Source organism: Yoonia sp. MH D7 (genome assembly GCF_054439475.1).
In genome coordinates, this window is the sequence record NZ_JBTJCF010000003.1 from 1 (window position 1) to 16170 (window position 16170).

Below are 16170 nucleotides of genomic sequence, written 5' to 3' on the forward strand. Positions count from 1 at the left end.
GGGTGCATTGCACAGCGCCAATTCATCCTGACGGCTGTCTAGCAGGATGGTTTGTACTGGTAGCAGTGCGAAAAATCCCGCGAGGGCGCGGCCGACGTGGCCTGCGCCAAAAATGTAGACTTCGGGATAAGCGGCACGTGTTACGTCGTTTTGTGTCAGGGTTTGGCTGCGCAGATCGGCATCAAGCCTGTCGAGTTTGATTTCGACCCGACCGCCGCAGCATTGACCGATTTCAGGCCCAAGCGGCACGTTCATTTCGCCGGTATTGCGCCCGGATGTCAGCATTGCGCGGGCGGTATCGAGCGCCATATATTCCAGTTGCCCGCCACCGATGGTGCCATATTGTGCCGCTGCTGCCACAAACATATCGGTGCCGACGTCGCGCGGCGCAGAGCCGCGCACGTCTGTGATCCGGACGCGGATGATGTCCGTGTGTCGTGTCAGGAAGGTGCCCAGATCATCATGCATCAGGTTGCGCGGTCCCTTGCAAGCGTGCGATGGCCATCAACACACATTCGGGTGTCGCTGGTGCATCAAGGCGGGGGCAATGTTTGTAGTCAGCGACGCTTGCCACTGCGTGAGACAGGGCCTCGAATACTGAAATACCCAGCATGAACGGGGGTTCGCCCACGGCCTTGGACCGCTTGATGGTGTGTTCCTTGTTTTCGGACCATGTGGCGAGATTGACGTTGAAGATGCGCGGTCTGTCGGAGGCCAGCGGGATTTTGTAGGTGGACGGGGCATGGGTGCGCAGCTGGCCCTTGGCGTCCCACCAGAGTTCTTCGGTGGTGAGCCAGCCCATGCCTTGGATAAACGCGCCCTCGATCTGACCGATATCCAGGATCGGGTTCAGGGATTTGCCGACATCGTGCAGGATATCGGTGCGCTCGACGCGGTATTCGCCGGTAAGCGTGTCGATGGAGACTTCGGAACAGGCGGCCCCGTAGGCGTAGTAATAAAAGGGTCGCCCTTTGCCGGTTTCGCGGTTCCAGTGGATTTTCGGGGTTTTGTAGAAACCTGCGGCGGAGAGGTGAACCCGCGCCATATAGGCGGCGCGGATCAGTTCAGCGAAGGTCAGCGTCTCGTCGTCAATCTCGACTGTGTTGTTGGTGAAGCGCACGTTCGCGGGCTGTGTGTTCCAGTGATCTACGGCAAAGGCGATCAGCCGGTCCTTGATCTGGCGAGCGGCGTCGAGGGCGGCCATGCCGTTCAGGTCAGAGCCTGAGGATGCGGCGGTGGCAGAGGTGTTTGGCACTTTTTCGGTGGTGGTTTTGGTGATTTTTATGGTGTCAAAATCGACCTGAAGTTCCTCGGCCACGATTTGCGCGATTTTGGTGTTTAGCCCTTGTCCCATTTCGGTGCCGCCGTGGTTCAGGTGGATCGAGCCATCGGAGTAGACGTGCAGCAATGCGCCCGCCTGATTATACCATGTCGCGGTGAAGGAGATGCCGAATTTCACTGGCGTGAGTGCGATCCCTTTGCGGATGATCCCGCCCTTTGCGTTCCAGTCCAGAATGGCCTGACGGCGGGCTTGATAGTCGGCGGTTGTTTCTAGTTCGGCAACAATGCGTGGAGCGATGTTGTCTTCGACGGTTTGGTGGTAGGGTGTGACGTCGCGGCCGTTGTCGCTATAGAAATTACGCTTGCGTATTTCCAGCGGATCAAGCCCGCGGTGGTAGGCGATTTCTTCCATGATCCGTTCAGCGGCAATCACGCCTTGCGGGCCGCCGAAACCGCGAAAGGCGGTGTTCGAGACGGTGTTTGTTTTGAGCGGGTGCGAGTTGAGCAAGACATTTGGATAGTAGTAGGCGTTGTCGGCGTGGAACAGCGCGCGGTCGGTCACGGGGCCGGACAGGTCCGATGAAAAGCCGCAACGCGCCGCGAAATCGCCAATCACCGCCTCGATACGTCCGTCGTCGTCAAAGCCGACTTCGTAGTCGATGACAAAATCGTGCCGTTTGCCTGTGGCGGACATGTCGTCGTCGCGGTCGGGTCGGATTTTCACGGCGCGGTTCCATTTTTTCGCAGCGACCGCAGCCACGGCGCAAAACAGGTTCATCTGGGTTTCTTTGCCGCCAAAGCCACCGCCCATGCGCCGCACGTTGATTGTGACCGCGTTGGATGGCACGCCGAGCACATGGGCGACCATATGCTGTGCCTCGGAGGGGTGTTGTGTCGAGGAATGCACGGTGACGTCCATGTCTTCGCCCGGGATCGCAAAGGCGATATGCCCTTCGAGATACATGTGATCCTGACCGCCGACGCGGAATTTTCCTTTGATCCGGTTTTTGGCGTTGGCCATGGCGTCGGCGGCCTTGCCGCGTTTAAGGGTCAGGGGCGGGGTGACGTAGCCTATGCCGGACGCTTGCGCGGAATCCACGTCAAGCGCGTGGGGCAGGTCGTCATATGTGACTTGCACCAGTTGTGCGGCACGGCGGGCAGCGTCGCGGGTTTCGGCCACGACGGCAAACATAGGCTGGCCCCAGAATTCGACCTTTTCGACGGCGAAAACCGGTTCGTCGTCGCGGCCTGTTGGTGAGACATCGTTGCTGCCCGGCAGGTCGTCCGCGGTCAGGACGCCGATCACACCGGGGGCTGCGCGCACGGCGCTAAAATCGATGTCACTTATTATGGCATGGGCGCGGGTCGATAGGCCCAGATAGGCGTGCAGGGTGCCTGCGGGTTCGGGGATATCATCGCAGTATTCCGCGCGACCCGTGACGTGTTTGATTGCGCTGTCGTGGCGCAGGTCGGTGCCAACCGTGCCTTTGATGGTTTTGCGTTTTGGGTCCGGACGCACGAGATCTTCGGAGATTGGCGGGTCTTTGCGCATATTGGTGTCAATGGGCGCGGTGATTGTGGGTTTCGTGGTCATTTCTGATCCTTCCTTACGCGCTAAGACGGACAACAGCGGCGTTGTCTTGATGTTCCAGCCAGAAGCGTTGGAACAGGTTTTTCGACACTTGCATGCGGTAATCTGCAGAGGCGCGCCAGTCGGAGAGCGGGCTGAAGTCGTCACCAAGTTTCGCTGCGGCGTTGAGGAATGAGGCTTCACTCCAGTCGGCGCCGGTCAGGGCGGCTTCGGCGTTGGCGGCCCGTTTCGGGGTTGCTGCCATGCCGCCGAAAGCGATGCGCGCGTCGGTGATTTTGCCGTCGGTCACGGTGATGTTGAAGGCGGCACAGACCGAGGAGATATCTTCGTCGCGCCGTTTCGAGATTTTGTAAGCTGCGTGGATGTCGTGTTTTGCGGGGCGCGGGATTGTCAGGCTTTCCAGAAATTCGCCTTTGGCCATGTCTTGTTTTCCGTAGTCGATAAAGAAGTTTTCGACGGGCATGGAGCGGCGGTTTTTGCCTTTGCGCAGGGTGATCGTTGCACCGAGTGCGATCAGCACGGGGGGGGTGTCACCGATGGGCGAGCCGTTGGCGACGTTGCCGCCGATGGTGCCCATGCTGCGGATTTGCCAGCCAGCGATCCGGTCCCAGAACGGGCCAAGATGTGGGTAGTCGGCGGCCATCACGTCGCGACTGTTGGTGTAGCTGACCCCTGCGCCGAGCTGGATCGTGGTGGCATCAACGGTAATTTCGCGCAAGGCGTCGAGGTGGTTGAGGAACACAACGGGCGAGATATCGCGTAAGAATTTGGTGACCCAAAGCCCCACATCGGTGGCACCTGCGACAATTGTTGCATCGGGCAATTCCAGCAAAACCTCTGCCAGATCATCAACGGAGGCGGGTAGGATGCAGCGGCTGTTTTGTTTGCGGACGTCGACGCGCAATCCATCGTTCAACGCGTCGAGTTTTGCGGTAATTGCGTCACGTTCCTTGATCAGCGCATCGTCGGCGGGGCTGCCGAGTTGAGTGGCGGCGCGGGCGGCTTTGATAATCGGCGCGTAGCCGGTGCAGCGGCACAGGTTGCCTTGCAGGGCGGTTTCGATTTCAGTCTCGGACGGGTCGGGGTTGCCCATCCACAGCGCGTAAAGCGACATGACAAAACCAGGGGTGCAAAAGCCGCATTGGCTGCCGTGGTGGTCGACCATGGCTTGCTGCACAGGGTGCAAGCGGCCTTCGGGACCGGACAGATATTCGATAGAAACAACGTGGCAGGCGTCCAGCGAGGCGGTCAATCTGATGCAGGCGTTGACCGGTTCGTAGCGCAATGTGCCGTTATGCAGACGCCCGACCAGAATTGTGCAGGCCCCGCAGTCGCCTTCGGCGCAGCCTTCCTTGGATCCTGTTAACCGTTGGTCGATGCGCAGAAAATCAAGCAATGTATCGCTTGCGCCGACGCTGTTCAGGCTGATGTCGCGGTCGTTCAGAATGAACCGGATTTCGGATCTAGATGTCATGGTTTGCTCCCTTGGTGCAGTCAGGATTCTGCGCTTGATGTCATTATGACTGAAAATTTCTGCTTAAAATACGGTGGAGTCGCGTATGCTATTTCAACGAATCGTTGATAATCGGAGATGATAATGCCCTATCTCGAAAGCTTGAAAGTCTTTGTCCGGACGGTGGAATTGGGCAGTATTACTGCGGGCGGGCGCGATTTGCGCCTGACGCCTGCGGTGGCGAGCAACCGTATCAAGGAGTTGGAGCGTCGGCTGGATGTGCGTTTGTTCAACCGCACGACCCGAAAGCTGTCGCCAACCGAGGTCGGGCAGGCGTTTTACGATCATGCCCGTTTGGTGGTGCAGGCGCTGGAAGATGCAGAGGCCGCGATTTCGAGTTTTTCGCAGCACCCGCATGGCACGGTGCATGTGACGGCGCCGCTGGGTGTAGGCAAGCGGCTGATTGCGCCGTTGATTCCCGAATTTGTTGATCTTTACCCTGATGTGACGATCAGGTTGCGGTTGTCGGACCGCAAGGTTGACCTGCTGGAGGATGGTCTGGATGTGGCGCTATTTGTCGGACGGCCACCGGATTCCAATCTGAAGCTGCGCAAGATTATGGACACGCCGCGTGTGTTATGTGCGGCGCCGTCATATTTTGAAAAGCGCGGAACGCCGCAGACGCCAGATGATCTGCGCCGCCATAGTTGTTTGTTGCTGCGTTATCCGCGTTCGCCCGAATGGTTCTGGACGCTTGCCACGGCGGCGGGACCTTTGCGGGTGGATGTGACGGGCAGTTACGATTCCGATGACGGGGATGTTTTGACCGGCTGGGCGCTGGCGGGGCGCGGGATTATCAATAAGCCGAAGTTTGATGTGATCGCGCATTTGCGCAGCGGGGCGCTGGTCGAGGTTTTGCCGGAAACGCCGCCTGAGCCTGCGATGTTTGGCTGTTTGTATCCGCACCGCCGTTTGCAAGATAACAAGGTCCGGCTGTTTATTGATTTTGTGATGCAGCGGTGCCGCGAAAAGCTGACAGAGATCGAAAAAACGAACGGATCAGAGCTGACACGTTCGTAAGTTTCGATGTTTCGTGACTGCGTTTAGCGCGCGGTATTGCGGGCGTTGACGATGGCCCGTTTGACGTCTGCGGGCAGGGTGTCGACCGCGTGAGTCAGGCTGCGCAATTCGCGCCTGAGCCCGTGGACCTGATCGAGCAGCGAGAGAACAACAGGTACTGCGTCATCGGGCAGCGACATGTCGGTGCGAAGGTCGCAGACCAACCTGATGCGGGCCACGTCGAGGTCGTCGAATGTCGGGTCGTCGCCGCCTTGTGCGGGTCTGATCCAACCCTCGGCGATCCAGAGCCGGAGTTCATGCAGTTCTACGCGGGCTACGGTTGCAACAACATCGCGTTCGTTCATCATCACAAATCCCTCCAGAGTTTGGCGCGTGGATCATCGGTGACATGATCGCGCCACTGCTGTGCAATTGCGTCCATTTCGGCGGTGGTCTTGGCGGGTGTTACGATTTTGAGCCGCACGTAAAGATCGCCTGCCGTACCTTTTGCGGGGGCCACGCCTTTGCCTTTCAGGCGCAGTTTCTGGCCGGTTGACGCGCCTTTTGGTATCGTCATCGAGACCTTGCCGGCGAGGGTAGGCACGTCGATTTTTGCGCCCAGAATGGCCTCGTCAAAGCCGATTGGCACTGTGACCTCAATGTCGTTTCCGTCGCGGGTAAAGACGCTATGCGGTTGCACAGAGATCTGGATATAGGCGTCGCCTGTGGGGCCGCCGCCGATGCCTGCCTGCCCTTTGCCCTTGAGCCGGAGCGATTGGCCGTCGCGCACGCCTGCCGGAATGTTCAGATCAATCGCGCTGCCGTCGGGTAGGGGCAGGGTGCGTTTGGCCCCGATGGCCGCGTCCATAAACGAGACCTCAAGATTGTAGCGCACGTCAGAGCCGCCTGCGGCATAGCCTTGTTGAGCGTTTCGAGCGCGGGTGTTCCTGCCAAACAGATCAGAGAAAACGCCGGACATGTCCTCGAAGTCTTCGTAACCTGCTTGCGAGTCGTAGCGGCCCTGCGGGTCGGCGCCGGTTTGTTGGCGGTAGTATTGCCGTTGGGGTTTTTCTTGTCCGCTGGCATCAATTTCGCCTGCGTCAAAGCGTTTGCGTTTCTCTGCGTCGCTTAGGATATCGTTGGCGGCGGTGACGGCTTGGAACGCGGCCTCTTTGGTTTTGTCGCCAGGGTGCAGGTCGGGGTGCAATGCTTTTGCCAGTTTGCGGTAGGCCGCCTTGATGTCGGCTTGCGAGGCGTCAGCGTTGACGCCCAAAACCTTGTAGGGGTTATCGGTCATTTGTGGCACCCTTTGATCCGGCGTTTCGTGGGTTTCATTTGGCGAGTTTGGCGCAGCGCGTCTTGATTTGCAATCGTCGGGGCGCATCTTTGATGTTGAGTAGCTGGATGATGCTGACCGCATCGGGTATCAGGTGGTTGGGCTTTTGGCCATCAAGAATAGAATTGGACACGTGTGAATGACAGAGCTGAAGCTGGTGAGTTGGAATATTCGTGCGGGTCTTGGTCGGGATCTCAAGCGCCGTCCGTTGCGCACGATTGAGGCGATTACCGGTTTTGATGCGGATGTTGTGTTGTTGCAGGAGGCTGATTTTCGGCGTCACCCGCGCCCCGCCGCATTGCCTAGCCCGCATGGTCGCATCGGGCCGTTCGAGGTTGTTGATTTAACGCCAACGGGCGTTGGTTTGGGGTGGCACGGGATTGCGATGCTTAAGCGACCGGATGTGCAGATTGATGCGATCCACCGCTATGATTTGCCTGCGTTAGAGCCGCGTGGGGCGGTGGTAGTGGATCTGACAATTGGGGATCGCGAGGTGCGGATTGTCGGGGTGCATCTGGGCCTTTTGCGTGGCAATCGCCGCAAGCAGTTTACCTATATTGCGCAGAGGTTGGCAGAACTGGAGCGGCGGCCGATTATCGTTGCGGGTGACTATAATGAATGGCGAGGTGCGTTCGGATTGGAGACCGTGCCGGATTGGATGCAGATCCATAGCCCCGGTCCTAGTTTTCCCGCAGGGCGTCCGTTTCTGCATCTGGACAGATTAGCGTTCAGCAACGAGTTCGAGCTGATGGAGAGCCATGTTATTGCGGATCGTAGTGCGGTTAATGCCTCTGATCATCGCCCTGTTCATGCCAGATTTCGTCTTTTGGCAGGAAAAGGTTTGCGGGGCGCTTAGGGCGTGGTGTGTTGGTTGTGGCCAAACATCGTTCACCCTAGCAGCCGTTTTATAAGCGCGATTAGGCGTTTCACCCGTGTTGTGTAGGGTGGGAAGATCAGCGGCAAGGCAGAAAAGTGGTTTGCGAGGATCGCGCGTTCGTGGCTGAATGCTTGAAAGCCGAAGTGCCCGTGTGCGGCGCCGATGCCTGAGGAATTGACCCCGCCAAACGGCAACCCTTGATGAGTGAACTGTGCTACGGTCAGGTTGATCCCGACACTGCCCGAACTGGTGGCGGTGATGATCTGGTCGGTCACGTCGCGCGATTTTCCAAAGATATAGAGTGCGAGGGGTTTCGGCCGTGCGTTGATCTGTTTGATGACCTCTGTGAGGTCGGTGTAGGGGATGATTGGCAAGATGGGGCCAAAGATCTCTTCTTCGCTGATGTCCATTTCGGGGGTCAGGGTTTCGATCAGGGTTGGCCCCATGCGCGTGCCTTGTGCGGTGCCGTCGAGCGTGACGGTGGCGCCTTTGCTAGTGGCGTCCTGCACCAGATCATTCAGGCGTTTTGCGTGGTGGTTGTTGACGATCCCTGCGAGGTTGGGGCTATCCGCGCCGCTGCCGTAAGAGGTGCTGATTTGCGCGCGCAGGGCAGTCAGAAAATCGGCCTTGATGTCGTTATGCACATAAACATGATCGGGCGCGATGCAGGTTTGGCCCGCGTTAGCGAATTTGCCAAAGGCGATCCATTTTGCGGCGTCCTTCAGGTCGGCGTCGGGGGTGATGATGGTGGGGGATTTGCCGCCGAGTTCGAGCGTGACGGAGGCGAGGGTTTTCGCGGCGGCGGCCATGACGATTTTGCCTACTGCGGGACTGCCTGTGAAAAAGATGTGGTCAAAGGGCAGGGCGAGAAGGGCTTGGGAGGCGTCCACGCCGCCTTCGATCACGGTGACAAGATCGGGGGTGAATGTGTCCTTGATCAGCCGCGTGATCAGGGCCGATATGGCGGGTGTCATTTCGGAGGGTTTGATGATCGCGCTGTTGCCTGCCGCGAGTGCCGAGACCAGCGGACCAAGCGCGAGGCTGAACGGGTAATTCCACGGCGCGATGATCAGGCAAACGCCGCGTGCCTCGGACCTGATCCGTGCGGAGGTGCCGAGTGTTCCGAGTGTGGGGGCCACGCGGCGCGGTCGCATCCAGCGCCGCAGGTGGCGTGACGTATGGCGGATTTCCTGCATTATGGGAATGAATTCTGTCAGGATCACCTCTGACGCCGGTTTGCCGAAGTCGGTTGCCATTGCGCGGATTAGGGCATCTTCGTTTTCACGGATCGCAGTGCCGAGGCGTGCAAGTGCGTCGCGTCGTTTGGTCAGGTCGAAATCCTGCCTGCGCGCCGCGATGCCAGCGGTTTGGGTGTCGAAAGCTGCATTTGCCTGTGCTGCGATATCGTTCATAAAAGTCATGCTCCGGTTTTGTCTTGAAGGCTCTGATGCGAGCCTGACTGATTGCTGCGGGTCTGGCGAGGGCGACGTGGCGTCTGTGCGGTGTAAAGGGTTGAACGTTCATGCTATTCCCGTGATTATTGATCTGCAGGCTTGAAAGGCACAACATGAACGTCATTTTATTTCTGCACGGTTTGCTAGTCATTGCGATCACGTTGCGCATTTTGTTGCGCGATGATCTGTCGCCACCTGCGCGTCTGGCGTGGTTCATCGTGCTGATGCTTTTGCCTTTTGTCGGCACGGCGGTGTATTTTCTTTTTGGCGAGGTCGATCTTGGTCGGACGTCTAAGGCGCGTAGCGAAGCGATTTTTAACGATATCCAAGAGTCTGCTGCGCCGTTTTTTGGTGATGCTTCCGCGCTGCCGGGTCTGATTGATTCCGATTACCTGCCTGCGTTCAAATATGCTGCCTCGATCAACGGGTTTCAACCGGTGGCGGGGAATACGGCCGTGTTGATGGCGGATGCGGATGAAACGCTGACGCGGGTTATCGCGGATATTGATGCGGCTACGGATCATGTGCATGTGCTGTATTACATCTGGCTGGACGATGTGACGGGCGTGGCGATTGCTGATGCGCTGATGCGGGCGGTTGGTCGCGGTGTGACGTGTCGCGCGATGGCTGACGGGTTGGGGTCGCGGTCGTTGATAAATTCACCGCTGTGGGTTTCGATGAAGGAGGCAGGCGTTCAGCTGGCGGTTGCGTTTCCTTTGGATAATATCATTGGCACACTTTTGACCAGCCGCATTGATTTGCGCAATCACCGCAAACTTACGATCATTGACGCCAAGGTGACCTATTGCGGCAGTCGCAATGCGGCGGATCCGGCGTTTTTGCCCAAGGCGAGATACGCTCCTTGGGTTGATATTATGGCGCGGTTCGAAGGCCCGGTTGTTGCGCAAAACCAACTGCTGTTTGCGAGTGACTGGATTTTGGCGACCGGTGAGAGCCTTGCGCTATTCGAGCTGATTGCCGAACCTGTCGACGGGGGTTTTCCCGCGCTGGTGATTGGCGACGGACCGACCGAGCGGAAGGGAGCGACGCCGCAGGTATTTGCCAGTGCCATGGGCTGTGCGCGCGAGACGATCACGCTGAGTACGCCGTATTTTGTGCCTGATCCCACAGTCGTAGAGGCGTTATGTGCTGCCGCGTATCGCGGTATTACGGTCACTTTGGTGTTTCCAAAAGCGAATGACAGCTGGATTGTCGCCGCCGCCAGCCACAGTTATTATCATAAGTTGCTGGACGCAGGGTGCATCATTTACGAGTTCAAACATGGTCTCTTGCATGCAAAAACACTAACGATTGATGGTAAGATTGGAATGTTGGGGTCGTCCAATCTTGATATGCGCAGTTTTGATCTGAATTACGAAAATAATATTCTGTTTCAGGATGAGCCGCTGACCTTGGCAGTGCGTGGCCGGCAGGCGGATTATATTCGTCAATCCGATCTGGTGTCGCTGGCGGATGTTTTGGGTTGGCGGTTTTACAGGCGAATCTGGAATAATGTGGTCGCGACAATCGGTCCGGTTCTTTGAGGTAATGGTGCACAGGTCATTTGCGGCTCACATCCAGTCGCATGCGTCATAGATGGCGTCTAAGCTGATATGTGGGCAATGGCGGGTGGTTATGTGCAGTTCATTTCGTCAAAATCAACTTGCCAGCGCGGGTGACGCGTAGGGTATAGGTTTGGTCGTTTAGGATTATCTGCGCTAGATCACCGCCCTCGGTGAGGTCCTTTGCCTGATAGGTCGGTAAAGTGTCGTTAGGTGTGGATTTGGGGGGGGCAGCATGGAACGTCATGACCGGGCCTCGGATTGCTGATGTTTGGCAGACATAACTGCGCGATCAAACGTCCATTCAACGGGCATCCCTTCGGCGGTGGATGAGGAATGCAGCACTTCGAATGGGTCGCACGTCGTATTGCGGCTGTAAAATTCAGCATCATCATTGAAGTGTTGCGCGGGGCTGGGTCGCTGCATGTCGGAAGTCCTCACATTATTCACGTGTCGGGCTTCCCCAGCCGAGTTCTTTGATTGGAATCGGGGTGGCTTGACTAAATCTATATCTGAGTGAATTAGTCGGATATGTCAATTGGGTAAATTATTAAACGTTTGGGATGAGTGTTTAGTAAATTAAAGACTATGTACCGGTTGGGTCCCGCACATGCCTTTTTTGAGCGAAAGACGACCTAATCGTAAGCAAACCAAACCCGTCACTTCACCGCTGTGATCAACGTGCTGGTGTTTGAGCCGTTAGTCGTGGTGTCTGATAAAAGGTGTTTGTTGGCTGCGATCGACCGTTACTTTCGTATCATATAAGTCGCTAAGGGCAGCAGAGGTCGCTACAGTTGCAGTCTCGCCTTCAAAAGCAATCTGTCCGCCTTTCATCGCAATGATCCGGTCAGCCCAGCTAATTGCGTAGTTCAGGTCGTGTAGTACGATCACGATGCTTTTGCCTGCTATCTTGGCGAGTGTACTCAGCTCGGCCATCAGTTCGCGTGCATATCGCAGGTCGAGATTGTTCAGCGGTTCATCAAGGAGTAGCCAGTCGGTGTCTTGCGCGTAAGCCATTGCCAGAAATGCGCGTTGGCGTTGGCCGCCTGACACCTCGTCCAGAAATCGATCAGCAAAATCTGTCAGGTCAAATTGTACAAGTGCCCGTGTGACGAATTCAGCGTCTTTTGGAGTTGGGCGCCCTTGGGCGTGGGGCCACCGCCCGAACCCGACCAGATCACGAATCCGCAAGCGGCTCGCCACACCGACGTCTTGGGCCACGACCGCCACGCGCAGGGCTAAGTCGCGATGATCCATTTGCGCCAGGTCTTGATCGTCTAAGAGGATGCGTCCCGATTGCGTTGGATCTTGCCGTGCTATCAAATTTAAAAGGGTTGATTTGCCCGCGCCGTTCGGTCCGATTAACGCCGTCACGCCGCCTTTTGGGATATCCACGTTGATCTCGTTCAGAATTGTGGAATTACCAATGTGGTGGGTCAGGCCTTGCACAGTAATCATCGAATTTTCCTTTTGGCGAGTAGGATAAGAAACAGGAGGCCACCAACAAATTCGATCACCACAGCGAGGCTGGATTGCAGGCGTAGGATGCGCTCGAACAGGGTCTGGCCGAAGACGAGGATGAGCATTGAGATCAGTGCGGCGGCAGGCAACAAAGCGCCATGGCGATGGGTTTTCATCAGGCTATGTGCCAATGCCGATACCAGCAGTCCAAGGAAGACGATCGGGCCAACGAGGGCGGTCGAGATCGACACCAAGGCGGAGATCGCAAATAGAATTTGAAATTGAATGCGGTCGTAATGCACGCCCAAATGCCGTGCAGGCGTGCGACCCAATGCCATCACATCCAATACTGGCAATAATCGCCAGAGCCACAGGCAAATCGCAACCAGCACGCAGAACGCCATGGCCAGTTCCATACGATTGATGCCGCCGAACTGCGCAAACATCGCGCCTTGGATCATGGCAAATTCTGAGGGGTCGATCAGGCGGTTAATGAAGCCCGCGAGGGACCGAAATAGAAGGCCGAATACGACCCCGACAAGGATCATTAATTGGATGTCGTTGCGGCTGCGTGCGAGCAATGCGCCGAACAATGCGACAGCAGCAATCATCATGACGACCGCGTTGATGCCAAACAAGATCGGGCCGGGCAAAGTGGCGTACCCTAATCCGCCGAAAGCAAAGACCATCGTGGTTTGCATCAATAAAAACAATGCATCAAACCCCATGATGGAGGGTGTCAAGATACGGTTGCCGCTAAGTGTTTGGAATAGGATTGTCGAAATTCCGATTGCCGCGCCTACGACGCAGAGGCCCGCAAGTTTTACGGCGCGTAGCTCTAGAATGAACCAGATGCGGCCCTGAAGACCCCACGTTAAGAAGATAATGCAGCCAACCAGAGTAGCCAACAATAAGACTATTATTTTGCGATCAAGCATGGGATCTACGCCCGAGCAACAGCCACAGAAATATCACCGCGCCGATGACGCCAAACACAGTGCCGGCGGGGATCTCGTATGGATAGCGTGCGATCCGACCGATAATGTCGGAGAGCAGCACAAACCCCGCGCCCATACCGGCGACAACAGGTAGGCTATGTCGTAGGTTGTCGCCCATCAGTCGTGACACGATATTGGGCACCACAAGTCCGACAAACGGCAGCATGCCCACGGTTGAAACGACCAGCGCAGATACCACGGCTACAACGCCAATTCCTAGCGCCATGACGTGTCCGTAGCGTAGGCCTAGCGAAAGGGACGCATTTCGTCCAAGTCCTGCGACGGTGAATTGATCCGCTGCGAAATAAGCCAGAAGAGCCAAGCCGCCCGCCACCCACAACAGTTCGTATCGTCCAGCTAAAACACCAGAAAATTCGCCATTCATCCAGATGCCCAAGAACTGGATCATATCTGCTTGAAACGCGATGAACGTGGCCGCGGCACCCAAAATGCCACCGTAGATCAACCCGACTAATGGGATGAGTAGTGGTTGTTGTGGCGGCAAGCGTCTTGTCAGTCCAAAGAACCCGAGCACCCCTAGCAAGGCTGCGCCGCTTGCCACTGACATTTTTGCGATAAGTGGCCATTGAGGTGCAAAGATCGAGACCGCCAGCAGGCCCAGCATTGCGGCCTCTGAGGTGCCTGTCGTCGCGGGTTCAACAAAGCGGTTACGCACCAGAAGCTGCATGATTACGCCGACGACGGCAATGCTTGCTCCGGTTAAAAGGATCGCAAAAGTGCGGGGCAGGCGGCTGATCAGCAAGAGTTGCACCGCGTCATCGTTCCAGTCCAATGTTCCCACGCCAATAAAAACGCTCACCCCCGAAAGGATGAGCAAGCTGACAATTGTCGTTATGTAGGGGTGGTTACGCACCGCCGCCAAACCCAGCGATTAGGGTATCCATGGTTTCCATCATCGCGGTGTATCCGCCGCCCGCAATGTAGACGTTGGCCGAGTTCAGGTAGATAACTTGGTCGTTTGTCCACGCAGTTGTGCCCGCGACTAAAGGGTTGTCGAGCGTCGCCGCTGCGGCGTCGCCGTCTTGTCCAATGGCATCGCCACGATCAACCACAATCAACCAATCGGGATTAGCCTCTGCGATGAATTCAAACGAGATCGCCTCGCCGTGGGTTTGCGCGTCAACACCGTCGACTGCTTCGGGCAGGCCTGTGCCAGCGTGTACCCAACCGAAACGAGATCCTGCGCCATATGCGGAGATTTTCGGCCCGTTTGTCATCACGACGAGACCCGTGCCACGCCCGTCGATTGCACTGCGCAACGTTTCGAGTTTTTCGCTGAAGGCAACCTGCAGTTCTGCGGCTACGTCCTGTTTCCCGAACAAATCACCGTAGGTTTCAAGGCGCGCGAGGACCTGTTCAATGTGATCGTCGCCGGTGATAGTCATATCGATGGTTTGTGCTATTTCTGAGAGTGGCTCAACCTGTGTCGATGACCGTCCGCCAGCGATAATCAAATCAGGATTGAGGTTAGCAAGAGCTTCAAAATCTGGCTCGAACAGCGATCCGGCTTGGATGGCTGTTGCGGCGATATCATCAAGGTATTTGACGTAATGCGGTGCAGGGATACCGTCCACGGTCACGCCCAATGCAGCAAGCGTATCGACGGCGGCGATGTCAAGAACTGCAATGGTTTCCGGAACCTGTGCGACAGTCGCTTTACCTAAAGCAGTCTGGATGATTGTGGGGTCCGCAAAGACGGGCGCTGCCATGCAGGTTATTGCCAGCGCAGCAGTTATTTTAGGAAAAATGGACATCGGTCCCTCCTGATTGATGTGATTTTTGGCTGGCTTGATGCTGGCTGGATGATTTGTCCGCTGAATAGTAGCTTGCGCAACCCGCGTCCAGAGATTAATCTGACTAAAACAATAAGGTAATAGTTATGACCCGTCTGATCGGCACTTTTGAGACTGCCCACGCTTCGAAATATCTTCAGCAATTGTGCAAGCATTTTGCCCACAAAGTTGATGCGACGTATGACGAAAATAGCGGCAATGTGATGCTTCCTTGCGGGAACGCGGAAATGCTGGCGACTGGGGCAGGGTTGACTGTTTCGATTGCATTAATTGCTGACGACAAGGTCGACCAAGGCAAACATGTGATCGATAGCCATCTTCAGAAATTCGCATTCCGAGAGGAATTTGAAGCGATGAACTGGACAGTTCATTCCGTTTAGGAACCTTTGGTCAAGAGCGTGGTGCGGTTGAGGTATCGGGTGTCTGGTCGCGAAAAGTTGATTGGTAGGCGAGGGCTGTGTGGCGCTGTTGCACCGCGCAAAGGGTGCGCTAACTGCCTTGAAATTCAAAAGTGAATGATGTGCGTGCGCCGTGCGGCGGCGTGGGAAAAGGTGCCGCGCGGCGAATGTGGTTGACCGCTAGTCGATCAAGTTCTGCGTTTCCAGAGCTACGCGCGATGCCGACGGCCGAAAGCTGCCCGCCACTTCCAATGCTGAAACTGACCGTGGCCACGCCACGTGCGCGGGTCCGTTCGCGGCGCGACCTGTTTATCTGTCGCACGACCTGATTGGGATAATTTGCTGCAGCGTCGCGTGCCGCTGCGATGGCAGCTTGATCGACCTGTTGGCCCTGTCCCTGACTAGTGCTGGCGCTAGAGCGTGTGGTCGAACTGGCAGCGCCGCGCTTTGTATTTTGCTGGGCATTTCCAGACGGGGCGGGCGCTGCCGTTTGGCGCCGCGGTGGTGGCGTTTTGCCGAGGTTTTCTGGCCGCGTTGGGGGGCGTACCGAGGTGGATGTGACATCGTTGATGATAATGTCTGGCAATGCTTGAAGTGTTAGAGGTTCAACAGCCGCAGTGATCTGCGCTTTAAGCGGTTCGGTCATTTGGGGCGTGAGCGTGGTGACGGTTGGCGTTTGCGTCTCTTGCGGTGTGATGGGAACTGGTGTCGGCACGGCAACAGACCCCATAACCATATCGGCAAAACTATTGCCCGCACTTACAATGCCAGGCGGGGGACTGGCGGCGCTGAGCGTGTCATCTGGCGCGGTAACTTGGGTGATTGCGGCGGCGTGAACTGCGCATGAAACAACGATGCACCCGAATGCTGCGGGCTTGAGCCACAT

General features: G+C 56.7%; 17 protein-coding genes and 1 pseudogene. 4 read left to right on the forward strand and 14 right to left on the reverse strand.

What is annotated here, in order from left to right; all coding sequences use genetic code 11:
* The 3 genes from ACXLHR_RS17135 to xdhA all read right to left on the reverse strand — a co-directional run.
* A partial coding sequence (locus tag ACXLHR_RS17135; RefSeq protein WP_458792700.1) for an XdhC family protein occupies positions 1-468 on the reverse strand: 468 nt, incomplete at its 3' end.
* Complete coding sequence (gene xdhB, locus ACXLHR_RS17140; RefSeq protein ID WP_458792911.1) at positions 461-2833, reverse strand: xanthine dehydrogenase molybdopterin binding subunit; 2373 nt, start codon at positions 2831-2833, stop codon at positions 461-463. The genes xdhB and ACXLHR_RS17135, both read right to left, overlap by 8 nt.
* Before the next feature lie 55 nt (positions 2834-2888).
* Complete coding sequence (gene xdhA / locus ACXLHR_RS17145; protein WP_458792701.1) at positions 2889-4346, reverse strand: xanthine dehydrogenase small subunit; 1458 nt, start codon at positions 4344-4346, stop codon at positions 2889-2891.
* Between the two features lie 123 nt (positions 4347-4469).
* Between xdhA and ACXLHR_RS17150 the strand changes: the two genes are divergently transcribed.
* On the forward strand, positions 4470-5405 hold the full coding sequence (locus ACXLHR_RS17150) for a LysR family transcriptional regulator (protein WP_458792702.1): 936 nt from the start codon (positions 4470-4472) through the stop codon (positions 5403-5405).
* Positions 5406-5428: 23 nt separating this feature from the next.
* On the opposite strand, the gene ACXLHR_RS17155 is transcribed toward ACXLHR_RS17150, so the two are convergent.
* Genes ACXLHR_RS17155 through ACXLHR_RS17165 form a run of 3 tightly spaced genes read right to left on the reverse strand, consistent with a single transcriptional unit; the run spans position 5429 to position 6853 of the window.
* Positions 5429-5752: a chaperone modulator CbpM gene (locus ACXLHR_RS17155; RefSeq protein WP_458792703.1), complete on the reverse strand. Its 324-nt coding sequence runs from the start codon at positions 5750-5752 to the stop codon at positions 5429-5431.
* The gene (locus ACXLHR_RS17160) at positions 5752-6681 is read right to left on the reverse strand and encodes a DnaJ C-terminal domain-containing protein (RefSeq protein ID WP_458792704.1); all 930 of its coding nucleotides are present in this window, start codon (positions 6679-6681) and stop codon (positions 5752-5754) included. Before ACXLHR_RS17160 ends, ACXLHR_RS17155 begins: the two co-directional genes overlap by 1 nt.
* A 34-nt stretch (positions 6682-6715) precedes the next feature.
* The gene (locus ACXLHR_RS17165; RefSeq protein ID WP_458792705.1) at positions 6716-6853 is read right to left on the reverse strand and encodes a hypothetical protein; all 138 of its coding nucleotides are present in this window, start codon (positions 6851-6853) and stop codon (positions 6716-6718) included.
* 6 nt (positions 6854-6859) lie between these two features.
* Here ACXLHR_RS17165 and ACXLHR_RS17170 point away from each other — a divergent pair, with 6 nt between their 5' ends.
* Positions 6860-7576: an endonuclease/exonuclease/phosphatase family protein gene (locus ACXLHR_RS17170; RefSeq protein WP_458792706.1), complete on the forward strand. Its 717-nt coding sequence runs from the start codon at positions 6860-6862 to the stop codon at positions 7574-7576.
* A gap of 32 nt (positions 7577-7608) precedes the next feature.
* On the opposite strand, the pseudogene ACXLHR_RS17175 reads toward ACXLHR_RS17170, so the two are convergent.
* Positions 7609-9030: pseudogene (locus tag ACXLHR_RS17175) on the reverse strand (aldehyde dehydrogenase family protein); the annotation flags it as partial.
* Positions 9031-9164: 134 nt separating this feature from the next.
* Between ACXLHR_RS17175 and cls the strand changes: the two are divergent.
* Complete coding sequence (cls, locus tag ACXLHR_RS17180; RefSeq protein ID WP_458792707.1) at positions 9165-10595, forward strand: cardiolipin synthase; 1431 nt, start codon at positions 9165-9167, stop codon at positions 10593-10595.
* 100 nt (positions 10596-10695) lie between these two features.
* Here cls and hemP read toward each other — a convergent pair whose 3' ends face one another.
* The 6 genes from hemP to ACXLHR_RS17210 all read right to left on the reverse strand — a co-directional run bounded on the left by hemP (position 10696) and on the right by ACXLHR_RS17210 (position 14847).
* A complete protein-coding gene (gene hemP / locus ACXLHR_RS17185; protein ID WP_458792708.1) occupies positions 10696-10860 on the reverse strand; it encodes a hemin uptake protein HemP in 165 nt (54 codons plus the stop codon).
* Complete coding sequence (locus ACXLHR_RS17190) at positions 10857-11039, reverse strand: hypothetical protein (RefSeq protein ID WP_458792709.1); 183 nt, start codon at positions 11037-11039, stop codon at positions 10857-10859. The genes hemP and ACXLHR_RS17190 overlap by 4 nt, the downstream gene beginning before the upstream one ends.
* A 273-nt stretch (positions 11040-11312) precedes the next feature.
* Positions 11313-12071, reverse strand: coding sequence for an iron ABC transporter ATP-binding protein (locus tag ACXLHR_RS17195; protein WP_458792710.1), 759 nt, complete (start codon positions 12069-12071; stop codon positions 11313-11315).
* Positions 12068-12982 (reverse strand): iron chelate uptake ABC transporter family permease subunit, encoded by a 915-nt coding sequence (locus ACXLHR_RS17200; protein ID WP_458792711.1) that lies wholly within the window; start codon positions 12980-12982, stop codon positions 12068-12070. The genes ACXLHR_RS17195 and ACXLHR_RS17200 overlap by 4 nt, the downstream gene beginning before the upstream one ends.
* Before the next feature lie 22 nt (positions 12983-13004).
* The gene (locus tag ACXLHR_RS17205) at positions 13005-13892 is read right to left on the reverse strand and encodes an ABC transporter permease (protein ID WP_458792712.1); all 888 of its coding nucleotides are present in this window, start codon (positions 13890-13892) and stop codon (positions 13005-13007) included.
* Between the two features lie 46 nt (positions 13893-13938).
* Positions 13939-14847: a siderophore ABC transporter substrate-binding protein gene (locus ACXLHR_RS17210; RefSeq protein ID WP_458792713.1), complete on the reverse strand. Its 909-nt coding sequence runs from the start codon at positions 14845-14847 to the stop codon at positions 13939-13941.
* Between the two features lie 125 nt (positions 14848-14972).
* On the opposite strand from ACXLHR_RS17210, the gene ACXLHR_RS17215 reads away from it, so the two are divergent.
* Positions 14973-15266: a DUF2218 domain-containing protein gene (locus ACXLHR_RS17215; RefSeq protein WP_458792714.1), complete on the forward strand. Its 294-nt coding sequence runs from the start codon at positions 14973-14975 to the stop codon at positions 15264-15266.
* Positions 15267-15375: 109 nt separating this feature from the next.
* Here ACXLHR_RS17215 and ACXLHR_RS17220 read toward each other — a convergent pair whose 3' ends face one another.
* Entirely contained in the window at positions 15376-16170 is a 795-nt protein-coding gene (locus ACXLHR_RS17220; protein ID WP_458792715.1) for a TonB family protein, read from the reverse strand.

What these genes read in the sequence shown, in the direction of transcription:
- xdhB (WP_458792911.1), bottom strand. Translation starts at nt 2,833, where the DNA reads ATGCGCAAAGACCCGCCAATCTCCGAAGATCTCGTGCGTCCGGACCCA.
- xdhA (WP_458792701.1), bottom strand. Translation starts at nt 4,346, where the DNA reads ATGACATCTAGATCCGAAATCCGGTTCATTCTGAACGACCGCGACATC.
- ACXLHR_RS17150 (WP_458792702.1), top strand. Translation starts at nt 4,470, where the DNA reads ATGCCCTATCTCGAAAGCTTGAAAGTCTTTGTCCGGACGGTGGAATTG.
- ACXLHR_RS17155 (WP_458792703.1), bottom strand. Translation starts at nt 5,752, where the DNA reads ATGATGAACGAACGCGATGTTGTTGCAACCGTAGCCCGCGTAGAACTG.
- ACXLHR_RS17160 (WP_458792704.1), bottom strand. Translation starts at nt 6,681, where the DNA reads ATGACCGATAACCCCTACAAGGTTTTGGGCGTCAACGCTGACGCCTCG.
- ACXLHR_RS17170 (WP_458792706.1), top strand. Translation starts at nt 6,860, where the DNA reads ATGACAGAGCTGAAGCTGGTGAGTTGGAATATTCGTGCGGGTCTTGGT.
- cls (WP_458792707.1), top strand. Translation starts at nt 9,165, where the DNA reads ATGAACGTCATTTTATTTCTGCACGGTTTGCTAGTCATTGCGATCACG.
- hemP (WP_458792708.1), bottom strand. Translation starts at nt 10,860, where the DNA reads ATGACGTTCCATGCTGCCCCCCCCAAATCCACACCTAACGACACTTTA.
- ACXLHR_RS17190 (WP_458792709.1), bottom strand. Translation starts at nt 11,039, where the DNA reads ATGCAGCGACCCAGCCCCGCGCAACACTTCAATGATGATGCTGAATTT.
- ACXLHR_RS17195 (WP_458792710.1), bottom strand. Translation starts at nt 12,071, where the DNA reads ATGATTACTGTGCAAGGCCTGACCCACCACATTGGTAATTCCACAATT.
- ACXLHR_RS17210 (WP_458792713.1), bottom strand. Translation starts at nt 14,847, where the DNA reads ATGTCCATTTTTCCTAAAATAACTGCTGCGCTGGCAATAACCTGCATG.
- ACXLHR_RS17215 (WP_458792714.1), top strand. Translation starts at nt 14,973, where the DNA reads ATGACCCGTCTGATCGGCACTTTTGAGACTGCCCACGCTTCGAAATAT.
- ACXLHR_RS17220 (WP_458792715.1), bottom strand. Translation starts at nt 16,170, where the DNA reads ATGTGGCTCAAGCCCGCAGCATTCGGGTGCATCGTTGTTTCATGCGCA.